The sequence below is a fragment of the Geodermatophilus sp. URMC 63 genome (assembly GCF_053502565.1).
In genome coordinates this window covers 3998890-4018446 of record NZ_CP199956.1, presented here as the reverse complement: position 1 = coordinate 4018446, position 19557 = coordinate 3998890, and the positions used below count along the sequence as shown (strand labels likewise).

Below are 19557 nucleotides of genomic sequence, written 5' to 3'. Positions count from 1 at the left end.
CCGCCCCCGCCGTCGGCTGACCCCGCACCCGGCCCGGCCGCCTCCCGTGGCGGTCGGGCCGGGCCGCCGGGCTACGGCCGCGAGAAGACCCGCACGTCGTCCTGCTGGTCGGTGACCGTCCACGGCTTGGCGGTGCCGCTGCCCGACATCCGGAAGTCCGGGTCGTGCTTGAGGATCTCGCGGCGCGCGATCGTCATCTTGTGCACCTCGTCGGGCCCGTCGGCGATGCGCAGCGTCCGCTGGTGGGCGTACATCTCGGCCAGCGGCGTGAACTGCGTGACGCCGGCCGCGCCGTGCACCTGGATGGCGCGGTCGATCACCTCGAGCACGATGTTCGGGACGGCGACCTTGATGCCGGAGATCTCGGTCGCGGCTGCCTTGTTGCCGACGGTGTCCATGAGGTGCGCGGTGTGCAGGACGTACTGGCGGGCCATGTCGATCTCGATGCGGGACTCGGCGATCCAGTCCTGCACCACGCCCTTGTGCGCGACCGACGTCCCGAACGTCTCGCGCTGCAGAGCCCGCTGCACCATGAGCTCCAGCGCACGCTCCGCGGCGCCGATCGAGCGCATGCAGTGGTGGATGCGGCCGGGCCCGAGCCGGGCCTGCGAGATGGCGAACCCGCTGCCCTCCTGACCGAGCAGGTTGCCCGCCGGGACGCGCACGTCCTCGAAGACCACCTCGGGGTGCCCGCCGCGGTCGGCGTAGCCGAACACCGTCGGGCTGCGGCCGAAGGAGATGCCGGGGGTGTCCTTGGGGACGACGATCATCGACTGCTGGGTGTGCCGGGCGGCCCGCGGATCGGTCTTGCCCATGACGACGAGGACCTGGCACCGCTGGCCCAGCGCGCCGGAGCTGAACCACTTGCGGCCGTTGAGGACGTACTCGTCGCCGTCGCGCTCGATGCGCAGGCTGATGTTCGTCGCGTCGGACGACGCCGAGTCGGGCTCGGTCATGCAGAACGCGGAGCGGATCTCACCCTCCAGCAGCGGCAGCAGCCACCGCTGCTTGACCTCGGCGGACCCGTAGAGGTTCAGCACCTCCATGTTGCCGGTGTCGGGCGCGTTGCAGTTGAGCGCCTCGGAGGCGAAACCGACCTTGCCGAGCTCCTCGGAGATCGGCGCGTAGTCGAGGTTCGACAGCTTCGTGCCCGGGTGGTCGGGCTCGAGGTGCGGCAGGAAGAGGTTCCACAACCCGCGCTCCCGGGCCGCGGCCTTGAGCTTGTCCATGACCGGCGGGTAGCCGGTCGGTCCGACCTGCTTGAGCTGCTCGTGGTACTCGCGCTCGTTCGGGTAGACGTGGTCGGCCATGAACCGCCGGACCTCGGCCAGCGCCGCCTGCCCCTGCTCGGTGAACTGCACGGTCTCCCCTTCCCCGGCGGCCGGGTCCGCTGCTGCGCCGGCCGGCTCGTGAGGAGACGATAGTGACGCGCTCCACCTCCCGGCGTCAGTGGCACGGTCCCGGGCGACCGGGACCGCCGGACGGCCGGGAGAGGATGCACGCGTGTGCACCGTGGTCGTCCGCCGGTCGGCGGGACAGCCCGTCCGGGTCCTCGCCCTGCGCGACGAGCTGACCACCCGCGCCTTCGACGACCCCGGCCGCTGGTGGCCCGGCTCCCCCGACGTCGTCGCCGGCCGCGACCGCCTCGCCGGGGGGACCTGGTGCGCGAGCCGGGTCGGGACCGGGGCGACCGCCCTGGTGCTCAACCGCCCGCACCGGCGCGAGGCCGAGCCCGGGGCGGCGAGCAGGGGGGTGCTGCCCCTGCTCGCCGTCGCCCACGGTACGGACTGGCGCTCGCACGTCGACCTCGCCGGCATGGCCGCCTTCCTGCTCGTCCTGGCGACGCCCGACCGGCTGGTGACCTGGGACTTCGACGGCGAGCGGCTGCGGGAGACCGCGCACCCCGAGGGCACCGTCATGGTCACCTCCGGAGGGCCGGAGGACCGCAAGACCGAGCGCCACCTCGCCGGTTTCCGGACGACCGACCCTCCCGACGGGTGGCGCCGCCTGGTGCAGGACGCGCCGCCGAGGGACGACCCGGGTGCCCTGGTCGTGCGCCACGAGGAGGACGGCCGGGTGTTCGCGACCGTCTTCGGCCAGCTGATCGAGGCCGAGCCCGGCCGTCTCCGGCTGAGCTGGAGCCGGGAGCCCTGGACCGCGCGGCCCTGGCACACCCTCGTCGTCGGACCGGAGGCCCGGGGAGCCGGCTGACCCGGGGCGCCGGCCTCCGGGTCAGGACGCCTCCAGGTCAGGACGCCTCGGGCGCGGTCGCGGCGGCGGGGGCGGCCGCGCCGCGGCGCGGCAGGGTCGCCGACGCCAGGGCGGCGCCGAGTGCCGCGCCGGCGGCGACCAGGAACGCCGTCGTGAAGCTGCCGGTCCGGTCGGCGATCCACCCGCCGAGCTGCGGCCCCACGAGCTGGGCCAGCCCGAAGACGAGGGTGACCGCACCGAAGGCCGCGGCGAACCGGCGGGGGTCGAGGGTGTCGGCGAGGTGGGCGGCGAGCACGGCGGGGGCCCCGGACAGCGCCAGGCCGAACACCACCGCGGACAGCACCGCCCACGGCTCGGCACCGACCGGGACGAGCAGGACCGCCGCGGTCATGCCCACGTAGGTCCAGGTCATCGCCGCCCGCCGGCCCACGCTGTCCGACCAGCGGCCGACCAGCACCCCGCCGGCGGTGATGCACACCCCCACGAGCGCGAACACCGCCGAGGCGTGACCGGCGCCGAACCCGGCGTCGTGCTGGTAGGCGGCGACCAGGAAGGTCATGTAGACGGCGATCGCCAGGCCGTAGCCGCCGTAGGAGAGCATCGCGCCGGCCCAGCCGGGCACCGCGCGCAGCGCCGAGATCCGGACCCGCCCGGAGACGGGGGTGGGCGGCGGCCGCAGCCACCGCAGCGCCGCCAGCGCCACCAGCGCGGCCAGCACCGCCTCGATGCCCCACACCGCGCGCCACTCACCGGGGCCGGCGACGGCGTGCACCACGGCGGTCAGGGCGCTGCTGGCCACCACGCCCACCCCGACGCCGCTCCCGGTGATCCCGATGGCCAGGCCGCGGCGGGAGACGGGCACGGCGGACCCGGCGATGCCCGGCGCCGGCACCCAGATCAGGGCCCCGCCGAACCCGGCCAGCACCATGCCCACCACCAGGACCGGCACCGACGGCGCCAGCGCCAGCACCGACACCCCCACCGTGGAGACTCCCAGGCCCACCCGCACCGAGGTCGCCGGTGCCAGGCGCTCGGCGGTGAGGCTGACCACCAGCGTCCCCGCCAGGTACGCGGTGAGGTTCAGCGTGCCGAGCAGCCCGGCCACGGCGTAGGAGTGCACCAGGTCGGCGTTGACCGCGGGCAGCAGCAGCGCGTAGCCGAAGCGCCCGAATCCCTGCGCCAGCGCGGCGGACAGCACCAGGACCGGGATGAGGACCCGCGGCCCGGGGACGGAGCTCCGCTCCCCCGGCGTGCGGGCACGGAGGGGACGCACCGGCGCAGCGTAGGGCGCTCGGACAGGGCCTGCCCGTCGGTCGGGTCCGCGACAGCCCGGCAGGCCGCCACCCTGGCCGGTGGCCGGGCTGGGGACGAGCCACGAGGTCACCTCACCCGGGTCCGGCCGAGTCCGGGCCGCCAGGCCGCGGGGCTGTTCGGGCGCATGGGGTGGACGGCGGAGCCCGCGGCCGGCGTGAACGTCGCCGCGCACCCCTTCCGCCGTGTATCACCGGCCCGCCGCGGAGCTTCTCCACACGTCCGACGGTGCGGGCTTCTCGCGGTGCAGGTTCCACCGGAGCGGCCGTGGTCCTCCTCGCCGGGTTGGTCACCGGTCTGGTGGCGCTGCAGGAGGCGCCCGAACCAGGCACCTCGGTCAGCATCGAGAGGGCGGTCCACCGGGAGGGCGCACCGCCGTGCACGGTCGAGGCCACGGCCAGGATCACGGTGGCAGAAGCACCCGTGGACGTGGTCCTGCGATGGCAGCTGGACGGCCGCGACGCTGGTGTGCAGGAAGCGACTCTCCGGAGTGCGGGCGACAACGACCTCGAGCGGACCTTCCGTGTCCGCCAGCGGAGTGGCGAGCTGTCGGTCACCGTCGATGAACCCAACTCGGTCTCCACGGATCCGGTGCGGTTCACGGTGGACTGCCCGCCGGACGAGGGACCCGCGCCCGCGGAGCCGAGGGGGGTGAGCACGCCTGTCGGGACCTCTTCCACGACGACTGCGCGGCCCACGGCTCACCGGCTGTTCAGACCTCCCGGTCCCCCAGGAACGGGATGAGCTGACGGATGAAGTCCCGATCGGTCACCCCGGGCGCACCGCGGTAGGCGACGTCGAACTCCTCCTGCGCCGCCTGCACCATCTGGCGCAACGCGGCGCGCGCGAAGTCGATGCTGCCGAGGCGCTCGAACAGGTGGAACACCCACTCCACGTCCCGTTCAGTGCGTCGCTCGCGGGCCACCGAGAAGACGCGCCGGAGCCGCTCTCGCTCGTCTGCGGTGCACTCGCGGAGGGCGTGGACCAGCATGAGGGTGCGCTTGCCCTCCCAGATGTCCCCGAGGATCTCCTTGCCGTAGTGGGTCTGGTCGCCGATCAGGTTCAGGACGTCGTCCTGGATCTGGAACGCCGCGCCGAGCAGGAACCCGAAGAGGTTGAAGCGGTCCGCGTCGATGGCGCCGGCCGTGGCGATCAGCGCCCCGATCCGGCAGGGGTGGATGGCCGTGTACCAGCAGGTCTTCTTGAGCACCATCCGCAGGTAGTCGTCCTCGGTCAGCTCGACGAGGTTGTCCCGTGTCCACCCGAGCTCGAGCGCCTGACCCTCGACCGACTGCAGGATCAGGTGCTGCGCCTCGTGGAAGACCCGGTACGAGAGGTCGGCTCCCAGGACGGGGATGTTCTCGATGAGCGAGCCGATGCTGAGGACGTTCATCGCGTCGCCGACGTTGATGGCGATCGGAACGCCCTCCTCGACGTACATCGCCGCCTCGTTGCGCCGGTACAGGCTCCCGTCCTCGATGTCGTCGTGGACGAGGAAGGCGTTGTGCAGCAGCTCGATCGACACCGCTGACGGCAGGGCCTGCTCGATGGAGCCACCGAAGGCGCGGCAGGTGGCGATGCACAGCGCCGGCCGCAGGCCCTTGCCCGCGTGCGACAGCTGCCCCGAGATCAGGTCGTACAGGTAGCGCCGTGGCTCGCGGGTGGGCAACTGCCCGAGCAGGGCGCGGTAGGTGACATCGCGGTACCGGGCGAGCTGCCGCTCGATCCCCGCCGTCTGGGTCGGAGTGGCCATCTCAGGGCTGCTCGACGAAGCGGACGCCACCCGCCGGTCCGACCGCTGGTTCCGGGTTCCGGAGCGCACGCCCTCCGGAGAGGAGCGCGTCCAGCGCCGATGCCGCCACCGTCTCAGCCGGTCCGGCAGCGGTGCGCGTCAGTGCGGCGAAGGCTCGCAGCAGCTCACCGGACGGAGCTCCTGGTGGGGAGGTCAGACGCTCCAGCAGCTCCGAGCGGCTCTCCCCCGTCCGGATGTAGGACAGCAGGTCCTCGACGTGCATCGCCGAGCCGACCGCGTCCAGGATCGACGTCTCGAGTGCGCGGGCTCCGCGGTGGAGTGCTGCCAGCGCCGACAGTCCGAGCTTCGCAGTGGTGTCGTCCCACGGCAGGCCCTGCCGGTAGCGCTCCCGGTCGTTGGCGCGCCAGGGCTCGAGCAGCACCGGCTCGTGCAGGTCCCACAGCCGGCACGGCGGCGCGTCCGAGCCGGCGCGCTCGAGGATGCCGTTCACCGCACGGCGGGCCGCCTCGTTGGCCGCCTCCATGGTGGCCAGGTCGGTGGAGGTCTGCACGTAGTCGGCGGCCAGGAACAGGTTCGGGATGGCGGTCACGGCGCGCGGTCTGAGCCGCCACGTGTCGACCAGGTTGACGAACAGGGGTTCGGCGTTGGTCTTGAGCAGCGGGTCCACGGCGAGGTCCAGGAACCAGTGGACCAGGTCGTCGTCCTCGAGCACGTCGGCGCCCTCGACGTTCAGGCTGCGTTTGAGCTGGTCCCACACCTCGTCCCTGATCTCGCGACGGGTGCACTCCCGGGCGGTCTTCCCGTTGAGTCCAGGCGTGTCCCAGTCGGAGATGACGACCGAGATGACGCCGCGGATGTTCCCGTCACCGAAGCGACTGAGGTCGACGTCGGGCCAGAACTGGGCCTGCGACACGGAGGTGAGCGCCCACGGCGAGTCGAGGTAGATCTGGTGGCCGGGCCCGATGGGCGCGTCCTCGTCGAGGTAGAACTGGATGCCGCTCATCCAGTCCGTGTTCTCGCGCAGTCGGAACACATCAGCCAGGCTCGGGTCCGCCCGCACGATCCGGTCGGTGACCAGGCTGGCCATGACCTCGACCGGCAGGGCCGACACGTAGTAGTCCGCGGTGGCTTCGCTGACTGTGCGGTTCTGCTCGACCATGACGCCCCGCACGACCCCGCCGTCCATCTCGATCGAGCGCACCCGCGTGTCGAGCCGGTAGTCGACCCCCCGACCGCGCAGATGGGCCAGCCAGGGGTCGATCCACACGTCGTTGGTCGGCCCGTTGAGCACGCGGTCCGCGCTGATGCCCGGCTCGGCGAGGTTGAAGAAGTACTGCACGAACATGTCACCGATGGTCTTGGTGCTCGCCAGCTTGGCCTGGGCCGCGACGACCGAGCGGGTGCAGCCGATGCCGAAGAGCTTCTGGTAGGCCTCGGACCGCTGGTTCGCGCCGATGAACTCCCACCAGCCGCGCTTCTCGTACTCGTCCATCCGGCGCTCCGAGCAGCTGGTGAGGATCTGCCAGATGCGCTCGCCGAAGAAGGCGAACTCCTCGGACGAGATCCCGAGCTCGGACCCGAACAGCGCCTCGAGGTCGGTGAGCAGCGTGAAGACCTCGGGGAGCGTCCTCGACGTGACGGTCGGCAGCTTCAGCGACCGGCGCCCGAAGCGCGCGAAGACGGTACCCGTGGTGTCGACCAGGTTGTCGGCGACCGAGCGGGAACCGCGGTACGGGATCCGCTCCATCGTGTCGATGACGTGCTTGTAGAACCGCGGGAAGAAGCGGAAGCCGTGCTCGCCCGGGAGGTCCCGGCGGACGGGTGCGGCGAGTCTGCCGAGGTGGACACCGCCGACGTTCTGGCGGGGAGCCGTGCTGGGGACGACGACGCTGCGCGCCTTACCGCCGGGCACGTCCCGCATCTCGAAGACCCGGACGGAGAAGCCGCGCTCGCACAACTCGTGGGCGGCTGTCAGGCCGCCGATGCCGCCGCCGAGCACGATCACCGTCTTGGGCACCGTCGGCTCCGTTCTTCACCGGACCGCGTACATGTCGTAGCTGTACAGGCGCTCGGCCGGTCGCACCTCGCCGACGCCGAGGCAGTCGAGGCGGTTGAGCCACCTGTACTGCGGGTGGGAGGTCAGCAGCCGGATGTGCGATCGGACCGGCAGGACAGCGGGCCACCTGCTGGACGTCAGTCGCGTGGCCCAGCCCTCGCCGTAGTCGACGGTTCCCGAGTAGTCCAACGCGATCAGGGCACCGTCGTGGGTCTTGACCGTCACGCTGACGCTGAGGAGACCGATACCGTCCGAGCGCACGATCGTCTGGTGCTCCCCACCCACGACGACCGTGGCGCGGAAGGCAGGACCGTCGAGGGTGCCGCTCTCCGGCGGCCAGTTGATGAGGAAGCCGACCGGCGTCTCGCCGATCACCTCCGGCTCCCTCGCGAGCGGCACCCTGACGTGGACGAGGTGCTCGAGCCGGGCCGCATACGCGGCCGGCGACGCGGGCCGGCTCGTGGCGGACCGGCCCTGTGGTGCGACCGGGCTGGCCGCGCTGAGCCGGAACGCCGACGGGAAGGTGCTGGCTGTTGCCGGGTCCGGCGCCCGGCGCCCCTCGCACGTGACCACCGGGAGGTACTCGACCGTCTCGCCCGACCAGAACGTCGGGAAGGCCGCTCGGAAGTACTGCGTCCGCTCTCGGAAGTCGTTGGCCACGAGCGGCGCCGAGAACGTCTCCGTGCTCCGCCCGTCGACCCGGTACCGAACGCTCACCGTATTGGACGGGTTCGCCGGACGGACGCCGACCGTGACGGAGACCCCCTGCCGTGGCTCCACGGTGCCGCTCGGCGCTGGCGCGTCCGACGTCCCGTACCACAACGCGAGCCCGTCATGAGCGTATTGCGACATCTCGACACTCCAGGACGAGAGCAGCGAGTAATCGGGACGCTATTGCCACGCCTGCCGATGACGAGTGCCCTTCGAAGCGCGTCTCCACCGTTCTAATAGAACTGCAGAGGCACGATGGCTCTGGGATCTTTGATGCGCAGCGTAAAGCGTTCGAAGACAGAGAACACATATCGTCCTCCTTCGTTGATCTGTCTGAACTCCGGCGTCGCCTCGGCAGAGATCGCAAGATCTACCGCGGAGCCCGCAAGAGAGACAAGCACCCCCCTCTTGCGCCACTTGTCTCTGAACTCCTCGACATCGCACGGCGGGATGTCGATTGCGCTGCTGTACAGGAGCTCACGACCGAGCAAGGGCTCGAGTCGATCACGTGGATAAGAAGTTGAGTTCCCAACCGGCTGATGGGCCGCCTTGAACGGGTCGCGGCCGAACACGCATACAGATGCTCCACTATATCCGTACTCCTCAAGCTTGCCCTTAGCATCCACGATCCCGTCGATGAGCCCAGAACTGGACAGAGAAAGCCTCTTGGTCGACCAGTCCGTGATCTGCATGTCGATCTTCCTCTGAGCCTTCTGCGTCCTCACGCTGTACACATCGCGCACCTGGGTGTCAACTTCTCGCGCGCCTCCCATCAAGCCGAGAGCCCCAGGATTGCGAAGCAGCAAACCTCGTATCTGATCCTTGTGGCCCACTATTGAGTCGACAGCACCGTCCAAGAGGAAGGAGTCGTCGGCACCCGAGTCGCCGACGAAGGAGTATGACGGCCGATAGGACCCGACTGGGAGCCTGAAGTCTCCATCGATCACCAAGGCCCCTGTAGATGGATAGTCGTCATCAGGGGGATAGGTTCCGTTGAAGATGTACCAGTCTTCCAGTTGACCCAACTGCGTGGCTCTTCTCCGGAGTTGGAGCAAGGCGCTCGAGAGATCCTCCTCGAGGACCTGCTGCCGACTCAGCGTCACTGGTAGAGAAATCTCGAGCAGAGTTGCAGTGGATCGCTCATCAATCGTGCCGTCATGGCGGAATTTCTCGCTCGGCACGACCTTCGTGTTCGGCGGCATGGCCCCGTAGGCTGGCAGGAACGAACCGGCGACCCGGACGCTGTGCCACGCACGGAGCACCTCCTCGCGGACGCGGTTCCACTGTGCCTCTGTCCACCCGACCTGTGCGTTCCGATCGTCCATCCATCCGCCCCCGTTCAGGAGATGTCGGTTGCGCTGATCGCGCACGGAGCGTCGAGGTCGGTCAGGAGTGCGGCTGCCTCACGGAGATCCGGGGTGTCCAGGCCCTCGGAGAACCACCCGTAGATGGGCGCCAGGAGTTCCCGCGCCTCGTCGCGGCGGCCGTCCGCCCCCCACGACCGGGAGATCGAGACCGCCGCACGCAGCTCCAGTGAGCGGGCGCCCTGCCGCCGCGCGATCGCGAGGGCGCGCAGGTGGCACTCCTCCGCTGCGCGGACCATCTCCGGTGTAGCGGGTCGCGAAGCAGCCAGCAGCAGATCGCCGCGCAGCCGGTGGACCTCGGCCTCCCAGTAGCGCTCGTGGGACAGTGCCGCAGCCGCCTCCGCCTCGTCGAGGAGCTCCAGCCCCTCGCTCGGGGCTCCGGCCCGTCCGCACGCCTCGGCGAGCAGGGACAGCCACCACGGCCTGAGCAGCTCCGCGCCAGTGGACGTGTGAGCGGCGAGCCCCCGGCGCATCTGCGCCATCCCCTCCTCGAGCTGGCCCTCCCACGTCATGACCCAGCCCCGGAGCACGGACGCCATCGCGCCGATCAGAGCGAGGTCGTGCGTCTCCGACATCGCGATCGCCTCGTCGATCAGCGCGCGAGCCGCCGACGGATCACCCACGTACTGGTAGACGAACGCGGCGATGTCGAGACCGAACGCGACGCTGTACGGGTGATCGACGAGCGACCGCAGGATCACCAGGTTCTCCTGGTTGCGACGCAGCGCCTGGTCGACGTGACCGAGCAGCCACAGCACCTCGGCCAGACAACTCCGCGCCGACGCGGCCGGGTTGTCGCCGTAGACGAAGACGTGGGTGCCGTGGCGCTCGTGGTCGTACAGCGCCAGGACGCGCTCGAGGTGCTCGCGCGCCTGCTCGAGCTCCCCGCGGAAGAAGTGCGACCAGCCGACCTCCATGTTGCCTTGCAGCAGCGCGCTGTCGTCGCCGGTCGCGGCGCCGAGCTCCAGGACCTGTTCGCCGATCGACAGGGCGTCGACGTGTTGCGCCCGCACGACGTGCGACGTCCACAGACCGTGCAGGACAGGAGCGACCTTCGGGACGGGAACGAGGTGGGGAGCGTCCCCGAGCTCCTCGCACAGTTCCTGTGCCCGGCGGTAACAGGCCTCGACCTCGGCTGAGGCGTATCCGTGGATCGCCATGCACGCCGGCCCGAGGGCCAGGTGGAACCGCAGCTCCTCCGCGGCTCGTTCCTGACCTGCCGGCAGTTCCGCGAGCAGACGCAGACCGGTCGTGAGGTGCCCGATCGCCTCGGGGTTGGCCGAGGCGCGCCGCGCGCGCTCGCCGGCGCGCAGCCACCGGGGCACGGCCTCGGCAGTCATCCCCGCTTCGCTGTAGTGGTGCGCGAGCAGCTCGGGCGCCGACTCGACCGTGGCAGGGAACTGCTCGACCAGCACCTGGGCGATGCGCCGGTGGTGGTGGCGGCGGGTCGTGAAGAGCAGCGACGCGTACGCCGCGTCCTGGATGAGCGCGTGCTTGAACGTGTAGGTCTCACCGCGCGGGTCGCATTCGACGAGGAGCAGCCCGGCGTCGACCAACTGAGCCAGGTGGTACCGCAGCCTCTCGGAGTCGAGCCCCGCAACGGTCTGTGCCACTGCCGCGATCAACTCGTAGGGGAACTGCCGGCCGAGGGCCGCACCGAGCTGTGCGATCCCCTTGGCCTCGGGGAGCCGGTCCAGACGGGCCGTCAGCGAGTCCGCGAGCGTGGCCGGGACGGTCAGAACCGGCGGGAGGCCGGCCGGGTCGGACCGCCCGTCGCCGTGGCCGGCCATCCCCTGCTCGACGACGAGCTTCGTCAGTTCCTCAAGGTACAGCGGGACGCCGTCGGCCTTGTCGACGACCTGGCGCCGCAGCCGCTCGGGCACGGGCACGCCGGCGGTCTCCGTCACGACCCTCCCCGACGCCTCGCGGTCGAGGCGGTCGAGCTCCAGCCGATCGAGCCGGGGGCCCTGCGGCCAGGGCGACGCGAACTCCGGACGTGAGCTGAGCACCACCAGCTGCCGACTCCCAGGCGCTCGCTCGACCACCTGCGTGAGCAGGTCGAGCGTCGAGGGATCGGCCCACTGCAGGTCCTCGACGACGAAGAGGACCGGCTGGTGCTGGGCCCGCATGAGCCAGCCCTCGACCAGCGTGTCGATCGTCAGCTGCCGCTGCCGCTCCGCCGGCAGGTCGGAAGGCGCATACCGGCTCTCGGACGGCACCCCCAGCAGGGCGGCGAGGAGAGGCACCCTGCTCGGCAGGTCGAAGCCGTACTGCGTCGCGAGACCGTCGATCCTGTCGAGGCGCTGGTCGACCGTGTCCTCCGGTGCGAACTGCAGCAGCCGTTCCAGGTACTGCACGACCGGGTGGAAGGCCGTGTTCGTGTACCAGGGCGAACAGGTCAGCGGGACGAGGTACGCGTCGGGTGACTGGGCCGCGTGCTCCTGGAGGGACCGGATCAGGCGCGACTTGCCGATGCCCGGCTCGCCCACCACGAGAGCGGCCGAGCCGTGCCCGGCTCGCGCCTGCGCCCACCGCTCGGTCAACCGGCGCAGTTCACCGGCTCGACCCTGCATCGGCGGGAGTCCTCGCTGCGCGACCACGTCGAGCCGGGTCCGTGCCGCGCTCTCGTGCAGCACCTGGTAGATCGCCATCGGCCGCGAGATGCCGCGGACCGCGTGGAAGCCCAGCTCGCGACAGTCGAAGAACCCCGTGACCAACCGGTAGGCAGCGGCGCTGATCACCACGGAGTCGGGCGCGGCGAGGGACTGCAGGCGGGCGGCGATGTTCGGCGTGGTGCCGACCGCCGCCGCGGACTCCGCCCGACCGTCGACAGCAGCCCCACCGGCCACCACCAGGCCGGTGTCGATGCCCACCCGGACGTGCAGGCCGATGCCCCGCTCCGATCCCGTCCGGCTGTTGAGCTGACCGACCGCCTCGACGATGCCGAGTCCGCTGCGCACCGCCCGCTGGGCGTCGTCCTCGTGCGCCGACGGGAGCCCGAAGTAGACCATCAGGCCGTCGCCCGCGTAGTCGTGGACGTGGCCGCCGAACCGCCGGACGACGGCGGTGCAGACGCCGTGGTAGGCGGCCAGCGTCTCGTGGAGTTCCTCGGGATCGAGACGCTCGGACAGCCCGACCGAGTCCACCAGGTCGCAGGACAGGCAGGTCAGCTGCCTCCGTTCCGCCTCGGCCGGTGGGAGAACGGGTGGACACGCCTTCGCCGTCTCCGCGAGCGGCGCTCCGCACTCCAGACAGAACTTCGCCCTCGCCGGGTTCTCGGTGGAACACCTCGAGCAGTGCATCCTTCCCCCTCTCCGCACCGCATCACCTGACGATGGAAGCCTCCTGGTCGACGTCGGGCTCGACCGGGAACGTCAGCAGGGCGCGCAGCCCAGTCAGCCCGGGGGCCTGCAGCGCTGCGTGGTACAGCCCCGGGCGCGCGTCATCGGGCACGTCGAGACCGATCAGGAGGTCGGCGAAGGCACCGGCTGCGACGTGCACCCGACCCGGCAGGAGCCGGAGACACGACGCACGGATGCGGTCACCGCGGTCGCTGAGCAGGTCATCCCAGAGGAAGGCGATCTCGACCGGGGCCGGGCCGTCGTTCCGCAGGGTCGTGCGGATCTCGGCTCGGCCGCCGGGTGGAGCCGGACGCCGCGCCCGCAGGAAGAGCACCGGGTCGAGGGGCTGCTGCTGCTCCTGCGAGGGGCGGTCGTACCCGAGGTCGGGGAGCAGCGCCGCTGCAGCGGGGATCCGAGGGAGCGGCGCGAGGAGGTCGAGCACGGTGTCCAGCAGTCCGCCGACCTCCGCCGCCAGCCGGCGCGTGATCTCCGGCGCGACGAGGTCACGGCGGGACGCCGACCACACCCGGCTCGCCGCTGCAATGTTGGCGAGGGCGCCGCTCGCGATCTCCTCACGCAGTACCGCGTTCGCCCGGTCCGCGAGCGAGGACGTGTCGGCGCGCTGCACCGGAAACGGCGACCTGACGTCCATCGCGACTCCGGGGAAGACGGCGACACGGCGTGTGAGTCACACCGAGTGCAGGCATCAGCCGCTCGCACCCGCCGGACTCCCCGACCCATCGGGGCGGACGCTAGGGGTGAGGGCGTCACCGCATCGTCACCGCATCGTCACCGCATCGTCACCGTCACGTCACCACCGATGGTGGGCTCGGGCCTACGGGCCCGTACCCACTCAGCACAGGGCGCCGGGACCCGGTGCACTCGACGACAGGGTGCCCGAGGTCCACCTGACGTCGTTCGTGTCCAGGCGCGTGTCCAGGACCACGTCGATGGAGGACCGCCACCTCGCGACTGCGACGCGCACATCCGGCGCGTCCTCATCCGTCTGGTGGAGACGCGCTGCGGCGAGCTCCAGGTGAGACGTCGTGCTGCCACACGTCGGTGAGGCCGGCGCAGGTCGTCGTCACAGCTGACCTCCGGGGGGCGGGTCGAGGGTCGCGGCCCGGCCCGGCAGTGCGGGACGGTCGAGCGCGCAGACGACCCGCGTCACTCGCAGCCCCTCCCCGCCTCCTGCCGGCGGTCCGCGGCCTCACGACGCGATCCCCGACCGTCAGCAGGGAACGTGCACCTGAGCACCGTGGTGCCGGTCGGCCACGGCGGCGAGGCCCGTCCGATCGGGATGCGCCGCTGGAGGGTCTCCGGTGGGGGCGGCTCGGCCGGATCAGGACCGGGTCCCGCCGCCTCCCACCGGGAGCGCGGTGCCGTTGACCTCCGCGGCGACCGCGACAGGCGGACCGGACAGCACCCCTGGCAGCGCGCCGGCCCGGCGCAGGACCGGGGACCTCCGCGTCACCCGGGACCTGCTCGGTTCGAACGTCACGTGCCCCTCACCGTCGTACCGGCGGACGGCCGGTGCAGCCGTCACGTCGTGGTCCCGCCAGTTCCGGACGTACTCCAGCCACTCGTCGTTGTCCAACACCGCGGCCAGCAGCGGAGGGTCGATCTGCGGGGCATCCGCGCCGTCCATCAAGGCGGCCAGTGCACCGTTGCCGTCGGTGAAGACCTGGAGGAAGTCGGTGGCCGTCCGGACGCCCCGAGCCCGCAGCTGACCGAAGGCCTTCTTGGCGTGCTGGTGGAGCAGGGCCTGGTCGAGCCAGTCGATGAGCCGGGGAACGGGGATCCGTGAGCTCAGGACGAGGTCGACGAGGTCGTGACGGGCGAGTGCCTGCACCCCGGTGATCCCCTCCTCCTCGAGCCGCGTGCGCTCGTAGATGTCCATGCCGTCGAGCACGGTCAGCGGCGTGTCCTCGAGTCGGTCCTCCGGGGCGTCGTCCGACTGCCCCTGGACACCCCACCCGCGCAGCGGCCCTCGGAGCGTGAACCGCCCACTCGCCTCGCGCACGCGGTGCAACACGGTGTTCGGCAGGAACCCGGCGAGGAAGGAGGCGGCCACGACCATCGTGTCGGGACCGAACAGCCGCTCCAGGACCCAGGCGGAGATGACGGCGAGCAGGATCCGGACCGTGATCACGTTATACGTCTTCGGCCGCAGGTCACCGCGCACGTAACCACGGAGACTGACCTGGACGGCGAGGAAGTAGGCGCCGAGGAAGGCGGCGGTCATCGGGGTGATGACCGGCTCGAACAGCGGCTGGGCGCCGGCCAACCCCGGGCCGTCCGGTACCGGTGGCCGGTCGTCGAGCAGGACGAGGATCCACCCGGTCCCGATCAGCAGGGTGGAGACGACCAGCGGCGACCGCGCACGGGCCCGCCTGCGCGGAGCGTCCACCCCCTCGCCCAGCCATGCTCCGTAGTACTCCTCCACCCGGCGGCCGTACTTGGCGTCGACGTCGGCCACCGTCTCCAGGCCAGGGTCCAGCCGGAAGATCGCGTGCAGCCACCGGTCGATGAGGGTCCGCAGCTTCTCCCGGTCGAACTGGAAGTACATCAGCGCCGGGATCAACGAGACGATGATCACGGTGAGCAGCAGCAGCGCCCGCCCCACCACGACGGGGTACTGGTCGGGTGACACGTGCACGTGGTGCCAGGGACGGAACTGCAGGACGTCGTACATCTCGGTGCCGAAGTAGACAGCCGCACCGGGCGCGGCGATCCCCAGGAGGAGCACCAGGACGAGGACGAGCCCCTGGGTGCTGCCGATGAGGTAGTCGCGGACCAGCTGCCAACCGTCACCGCGCACCGGACCCGGGCGCAGCGAGACGAAGCCCCGGTCACGGTGGCTCTCCTCGCGCCCCTGCCGGTTCACCAGGAGCGCCACGACGAACAGACCGGTCGCCACGACGACCCCCGGGACGAGCAGCCGCACGTCACCGGTGATCCAGCACCCGGCCAGGCCGGCGAGCAACCCCAGGATGCCCAGGGCAGCACACCAGCTGATCACCAGGATGCGCCGGGAGCGGATCGGCTCCGGCTCCCAGACGACGGCGTCGTCCTGTTCGGCCTGTAGGGCCGCCCGCCCCAGGCAGCGCTCCGGGTCCTCACCGATCTTCGTGCGTTGCAGGGGCGAGAGCTGCAGGATCCTGCCGTCCTCCCCCTGGAGCACCAGTCGGTCCGTCGTCCGGTTGTGGACGACATAGTTCTTCGAGAAGCGGTTCGTCATGACACGCCCTGGGGGCCGCGGAGAGGTCACCGACACGGGTCAGAGCCGCAGCCGCCACCGGGTGATACGCACGCACGCGGCCAGACCGACCCGCATCGCCGGGGCGCCCGGCGACTCGCCGTCGGCCGGTTGCCCGTCTCCCGCAGCCTGGCGCGGCGCCGCCCGCCGTACCCGTCCGAGCGGCCCCAGGAGGGTCGAGGACGACTCGCCGAGGTGCACCTGGGGACCGGCGCGATCAGGTCCGGCCCCACGGGAGCCGGGTGACCGGTCCGGCCGGCGCGGTCCGGGTCGTCACCACCGACCCGCGCGGCACCGCGGTCCGGTCGTCCCCGACGCAGGCGGTCGTGACCGGGCCCGCCATGGCGATGGACCCGGCGACCTCCGGGGCGGGGTCAACCCGACCGACGTCCTCCGCAGCGTCGATCCGCCGGAACACGTCCAGCTGCGCGTCCCCGGCGGAGGACGTCAGGCCACCACGCGCGCCGGCGCGTGGGCACCCGGCTCGGGCTCGTCGAGGACCCAGGTGGTGCGCCCGTGCAGCGGCGGGGTCTTGGTGCCGTCGGTGAACCAGACGACGACGCCGCCGTGCGCGCGGCAGCGCGAGCGCACGACCCGGACCCGGCCGCCTCCCCGCGTCCGGGTCGGCCGGACCAGGGGCAGACCGAAGTCCGAGCCGATGACGTCGCTGGTCAGGACCGGCGCGCCGGCGGGCAGGTGGGACGTGGCGACGGTGGTCATCGCAGAGCTCCTCGGTGCAGGACTGTCGAACACGTGTTCGATTGTGCTCCCGTGAGCCGACAGCCGCCGCCCCGGGGGTCGCGGTCGGCGCGGGCGTTCAGTCCTGGCCGGTGCCGTTCCGCGTGACCCGGATCGTCTGCGGGCTGCGGCTCCGGCGGGTGGGCACGACCTCGCCGAGCTCGGCGAGCCGCTCGACCGCGGCGTCCTTGTCGACCTGCGTGCGCAGGCCGCCACCGGACCACTCGCACCACAGGTCGTCGGCCGGACCCGACCGGCCCCGCAGCCGCTCCCGCGCGTACTCCTTGTGCCGCCGGGCCTCGTTCTCGGCCGCCCGCCAGGCGTCGTAGTCGTGCACCGCGACGACGTAGTCCTCGTCGGTGACCGTGAGGCGGGACTGGCGGGAGACCTCCCCCTCGGTCTCCGGGTCGACCGGCGGCCCCCAGCACAGGTCGAGGAACGGGCACCAGTCGCACATCGTGTCGACCCCGGGGCCGAACCCGTCGCGCGGGACGGCGTCGACGCCGTCGTCCTCCACGGTGGCGTAGACGTCGGTGAGCCACATGATCGCCTCGGCGGTCAGCGCCGGGTCGTGGTCGGCCTCGAAGACGACGTCCTCGCCCGAGTCGCGGGACAGGTAGCGGATGCGCAGCCCGTCCACGTCCTGCCCGGTGCCGGCCGGCAGCCGGCGGTCGGCGGTCTGCCCGGTGCGCAGCAGCCAGGCGTAGACGGCGACCTGGAACCAGTGCCGGACCGGGACCCCGCGGGTGAGGACCCGCTCGAAGCCGAACCGCGACGTCGTCTTGAGGTCCTCCACCACCGGGGCGTGCCACCAGTCGCAGCGGCCCTTGACCTGCTCGCCCCGGAGGCCGACCTCGGTCAGCCCGCCGTACTGGCGGCGCAGCGCGCGCAGCACCCCGCGGTGCAGCTCGGTGCCGATGAAGGCCTGCAGCCCCGTGCGGGTGTTGGTGGGGCGCCGGCGGGCGACCCGGTAGGCCGCCCGGCGGCGGCAGTCGCCGAGCTCGGAGGCGCCGATCACCCGCTGGCGGGAGCGGGCCCGGCGGCTGTCGAGGTCACGGACGGCGGCGGCCAGGCTGGGAGCGGCCCGGCGCTCGGCGGCGCTGGGCCGGGCGGGCAGGACGGCGGTCACCGCCTGCTCCCCGGGTCGCGAGGGGTGGAGCGGGGCCGGAGGACCGGCCCCGCTCCACCGGCGCGGGTCACGCGACGATCTCCTGCTGCCCGCTCCCGGCGGACCGCTGGGTGGCGATCACGTCGCGCACCAGCGCGGTCAGCCGCTTGGTGGCCACGTGCTCGGCCGGCCGGCCGAAGCGGGCGGCGATCTGCTCCTCGGTCACGCCCAGCGCCTCCAGGCTGGCGAGCACGCCCCGGCGGGCGGCGGTGAGCCGGCGCTCCCGCGGGTCGTCCGGGGTCGGCGAGGGCTCCAGCAGCGGGTTCGCCGGCGGGGCCTCCCGGCCGGCGTCCGGGCGGGCGGCCGCGGCGGCGGCCTGGGCAGCCTCCACCACCGCGGCGGGCGTCTGCGGGACCGACGGGTCGCCGACCGCGACCCGGCGCCCGGCCGGCTGGGTCCGCACCGACGCCTCGAGGAACTCCTCGTGCCGGGCCTGGACCAGCTCGGCGACGGTGTAGGAGCCCCCGGCGGTCGGCACCTCGACCTGCAGCAGCCCGGAGCGGTTGGCCGCGGCCCAGACCTCGCGCAGCTCGTCGTCCCCGCGGGCGTCGCCGATCCGCGCGACCAGGTCGGCGACGTCGGGCTCGCCCCGTCCGCCTGCCCGGACGGCCGGCGTGGCGGCCCCACGCTCGGCGGCGGCCTCCTCGGTCCGCTCATGCTCGAGCAGTCCGCCGCCGTGGAAGGACACGAGGTCGCGGACGTGCGCGGTGCCGGGGTCGCACTTGAGCGCGTCGAAGACCAGCCACTCCAGCAGCCGGCCGGACGCGGCCTGGTCGGTGACCTCCTTGGCCGGGTCGTCGTTGGGCTTGATGCCGACGTGCACGCTGCGCGCGCCGACGATCAGCGGGCGACGCCCGCGACGCAGCCGCACCCACACGGAGGCCGCGTACGGGAACTCCCGGTGGGTCTGCACCGACCAGGTCTTCTGCCCCTCGATGGGGCGGCCGTTGGCGTCGACCTCGGTGACCTCCTTGCCCCGGGCGGTCACCACGACGATGCCGGGGAAGGTGAGCAGCTCGGTCTGCAGCTTGCGCCACCGGGAGCCGGCGTCGTTCCACAGGTTCTGGCTGATGGTGATCTCGGCGTTGGGGTCGCGCTTGAGCAGCTCGCGGTTGCGGGTCGACTTGGCGGCGCGCTCGCTGGCCCAGTCCTTGAGGCCGTCCCAGATCGCCGAGCCGGTGTCGATGCCCAGCACCACCGGCGGCTCGCCGGCGTCGGCGGCGCGGCGGGCCTCGGCCTTGACCGACTGGACGGCGGACAGCACGGCCGCGTAGGAGCCGTCGTGCTCGATGAGCTGGTAGCGGGCCCCGGGGATGGCGCCGTACTCGTCGCCGGCGCCCTCGTTGAGGTCGATCCAGTACAGCGCGCCGATCTTGTCGCTGGCGCTGAACTGGGCCAGCGACCAGCTCTTGCCGGCCTTCTCCTCGCCCTCGAGGAGGATGCACGGCCACGGCACGCGACCGGTGGGCTTGCGGGTCTTGAGGCCAGGGACGGCCATGGTGAGCTCCTTGTGACACGGGGAAGATGTCGACCCGGAATCTAGGGAGGGGTACCGACAGAACCGCGGTGTCAAGACGCCGCGCCGACCGCCGGGCCGGCGCGTTCGCTCTCGGCGGAACCGGGGCGTCCCCCGCAGGGGGGCGCG

13 protein-coding genes are annotated in these 19557 nt (G+C 72.1%); 1 reads left to right on the top strand and 12 read right to left on the bottom strand.

Annotated features, from left to right (window positions below):
* Positions 1 to 71: 71 nt before the first annotated feature.
* A complete protein-coding gene (locus tag ACWIZO_RS19590; RefSeq protein WP_448639315.1) occupies positions 72 to 1361 on the bottom strand; it encodes an acyl-CoA dehydrogenase family protein in 1290 nt (429 codons plus the stop codon).
* Positions 1362 to 1503: 142 nt separating this feature from the next.
* Between ACWIZO_RS19590 and ACWIZO_RS19585 the strand changes: the two genes are divergently transcribed.
* A complete protein-coding gene (locus tag ACWIZO_RS19585; protein ID WP_448639314.1) occupies positions 1504 to 2211 on the top strand; it encodes an NRDE family protein in 708 nt (235 codons plus the stop codon).
* Between the two features lie 37 nt (positions 2212 to 2248).
* Here ACWIZO_RS19585 and ACWIZO_RS19580 read toward each other — a convergent pair whose 3' ends face one another.
* The 11 genes from ACWIZO_RS19580 to ACWIZO_RS19530 form a co-directional block, all read right to left on the bottom strand.
* Positions 2249 to 3484, bottom strand: a complete 1236-nt coding sequence (locus tag ACWIZO_RS19580; RefSeq protein ID WP_448639313.1) for an MFS transporter — start codon at positions 3482 to 3484, stop codon at positions 2249 to 2251.
* Positions 3485 to 4234: 750 nt separating this feature from the next.
* Complete coding sequence (locus tag ACWIZO_RS19575) at positions 4235 to 5275, bottom strand: polyprenyl synthetase family protein (RefSeq protein ID WP_448639312.1); 1041 nt, start codon at positions 5273 to 5275, stop codon at positions 4235 to 4237.
* 1 nt (position 5276) lies between these two features.
* Positions 5277 to 7292, bottom strand: coding sequence for a hydroxysqualene dehydroxylase (locus ACWIZO_RS19570; protein ID WP_448639311.1), 2016 nt, complete (start codon positions 7290 to 7292; stop codon positions 5277 to 5279).
* 15 nt (positions 7293 to 7307) lie between these two features.
* On the bottom strand, positions 7308 to 8183 hold the full coding sequence (locus ACWIZO_RS19565; protein WP_448639310.1) for a DUF3237 domain-containing protein: 876 nt from the start codon (positions 8181 to 8183) through the stop codon (positions 7308 to 7310).
* A 92-nt stretch (positions 8184 to 8275) separates the two neighbouring features.
* Positions 8276 to 9367 carry a hypothetical protein gene (locus ACWIZO_RS19560; protein ID WP_448639309.1) on the bottom strand — a complete coding sequence of 364 codons (1092 nt, stop codon included), beginning with the start codon at positions 9365 to 9367 and terminating at the stop codon, positions 8276 to 8278.
* A 14-nt stretch (positions 9368 to 9381) separates the two neighbouring features.
* Complete coding sequence (locus tag ACWIZO_RS19555) at positions 9382 to 12708, bottom strand: AAA family ATPase (protein ID WP_448639308.1); 3327 nt, start codon at positions 12706 to 12708, stop codon at positions 9382 to 9384.
* Between the two features lie 22 nt (positions 12709 to 12730).
* Positions 12731 to 13399, bottom strand: coding sequence for a hypothetical protein (locus ACWIZO_RS19550; RefSeq protein WP_448639307.1), 669 nt, complete (start codon positions 13397 to 13399; stop codon positions 12731 to 12733).
* A 690-nt stretch (positions 13400 to 14089) separates the two neighbouring features.
* The gene (locus tag ACWIZO_RS19545; RefSeq protein WP_448639306.1) at positions 14090 to 15988 is read right to left on the bottom strand and encodes a hypothetical protein; all 1899 of its coding nucleotides are present in this window, start codon (positions 15986 to 15988) and stop codon (positions 14090 to 14092) included.
* 465 nt (positions 15989 to 16453) lie between these two features.
* Positions 16454 to 16726 (bottom strand): hypothetical protein, encoded by a 273-nt coding sequence (locus ACWIZO_RS19540; protein ID WP_448639305.1) that lies wholly within the window; start codon positions 16724 to 16726, stop codon positions 16454 to 16456.
* Positions 16727 to 16823: 97 nt separating this feature from the next.
* Positions 16824 to 17873, bottom strand: a complete 1050-nt coding sequence (locus ACWIZO_RS19535; protein WP_448639304.1) for a PD-(D/E)XK nuclease family protein — start codon at positions 17871 to 17873, stop codon at positions 16824 to 16826.
* Positions 17874 to 17940: 67 nt separating this feature from the next.
* Positions 17941 to 19410: a hypothetical protein gene (locus tag ACWIZO_RS19530; RefSeq protein WP_448639303.1), complete on the bottom strand. Its 1470-nt coding sequence runs from the start codon at positions 19408 to 19410 to the stop codon at positions 17941 to 17943.
* Between the last annotated feature and the right edge of the window lie 147 nt (positions 19411 to 19557).

Bases quoted from the DNA above. Each gene is read 5' to 3' on its own strand.
- ACWIZO_RS19530 (WP_448639303.1), bottom strand. From the start codon at position 19,410: ATGGCCGTCCCTGGCCTCAAGACCCGCAAGCCCACCGGTCGCGTGCCG.
- ACWIZO_RS19575 (WP_448639312.1), bottom strand. From the start codon at position 5,275: ATGGCCACTCCGACCCAGACGGCGGGGATCGAGCGGCAGCTCGCCCGG.
- ACWIZO_RS19560 (WP_448639309.1), bottom strand. From the start codon at position 9,367: ATGGACGATCGGAACGCACAGGTCGGGTGGACAGAGGCACAGTGGAAC.
- ACWIZO_RS19540 (WP_448639305.1), bottom strand. From the start codon at position 16,726: ATGACCACCGTCGCCACGTCCCACCTGCCCGCCGGCGCGCCGGTCCTG.
- ACWIZO_RS19550 (WP_448639307.1), bottom strand. From the start codon at position 13,399: ATGGACGTCAGGTCGCCGTTTCCGGTGCAGCGCGCCGACACGTCCTCG.
- ACWIZO_RS19545 (WP_448639306.1), bottom strand. From the start codon at position 15,988: ATGACGAACCGCTTCTCGAAGAACTATGTCGTCCACAACCGGACGACG.
- ACWIZO_RS19555 (WP_448639308.1), bottom strand. From the start codon at position 12,708: ATGCACTGCTCGAGGTGTTCCACCGAGAACCCGGCGAGGGCGAAGTTC.
- ACWIZO_RS19565 (WP_448639310.1), bottom strand. From the start codon at position 8,183: ATGTCGCAATACGCTCATGACGGGCTCGCGTTGTGGTACGGGACGTCG.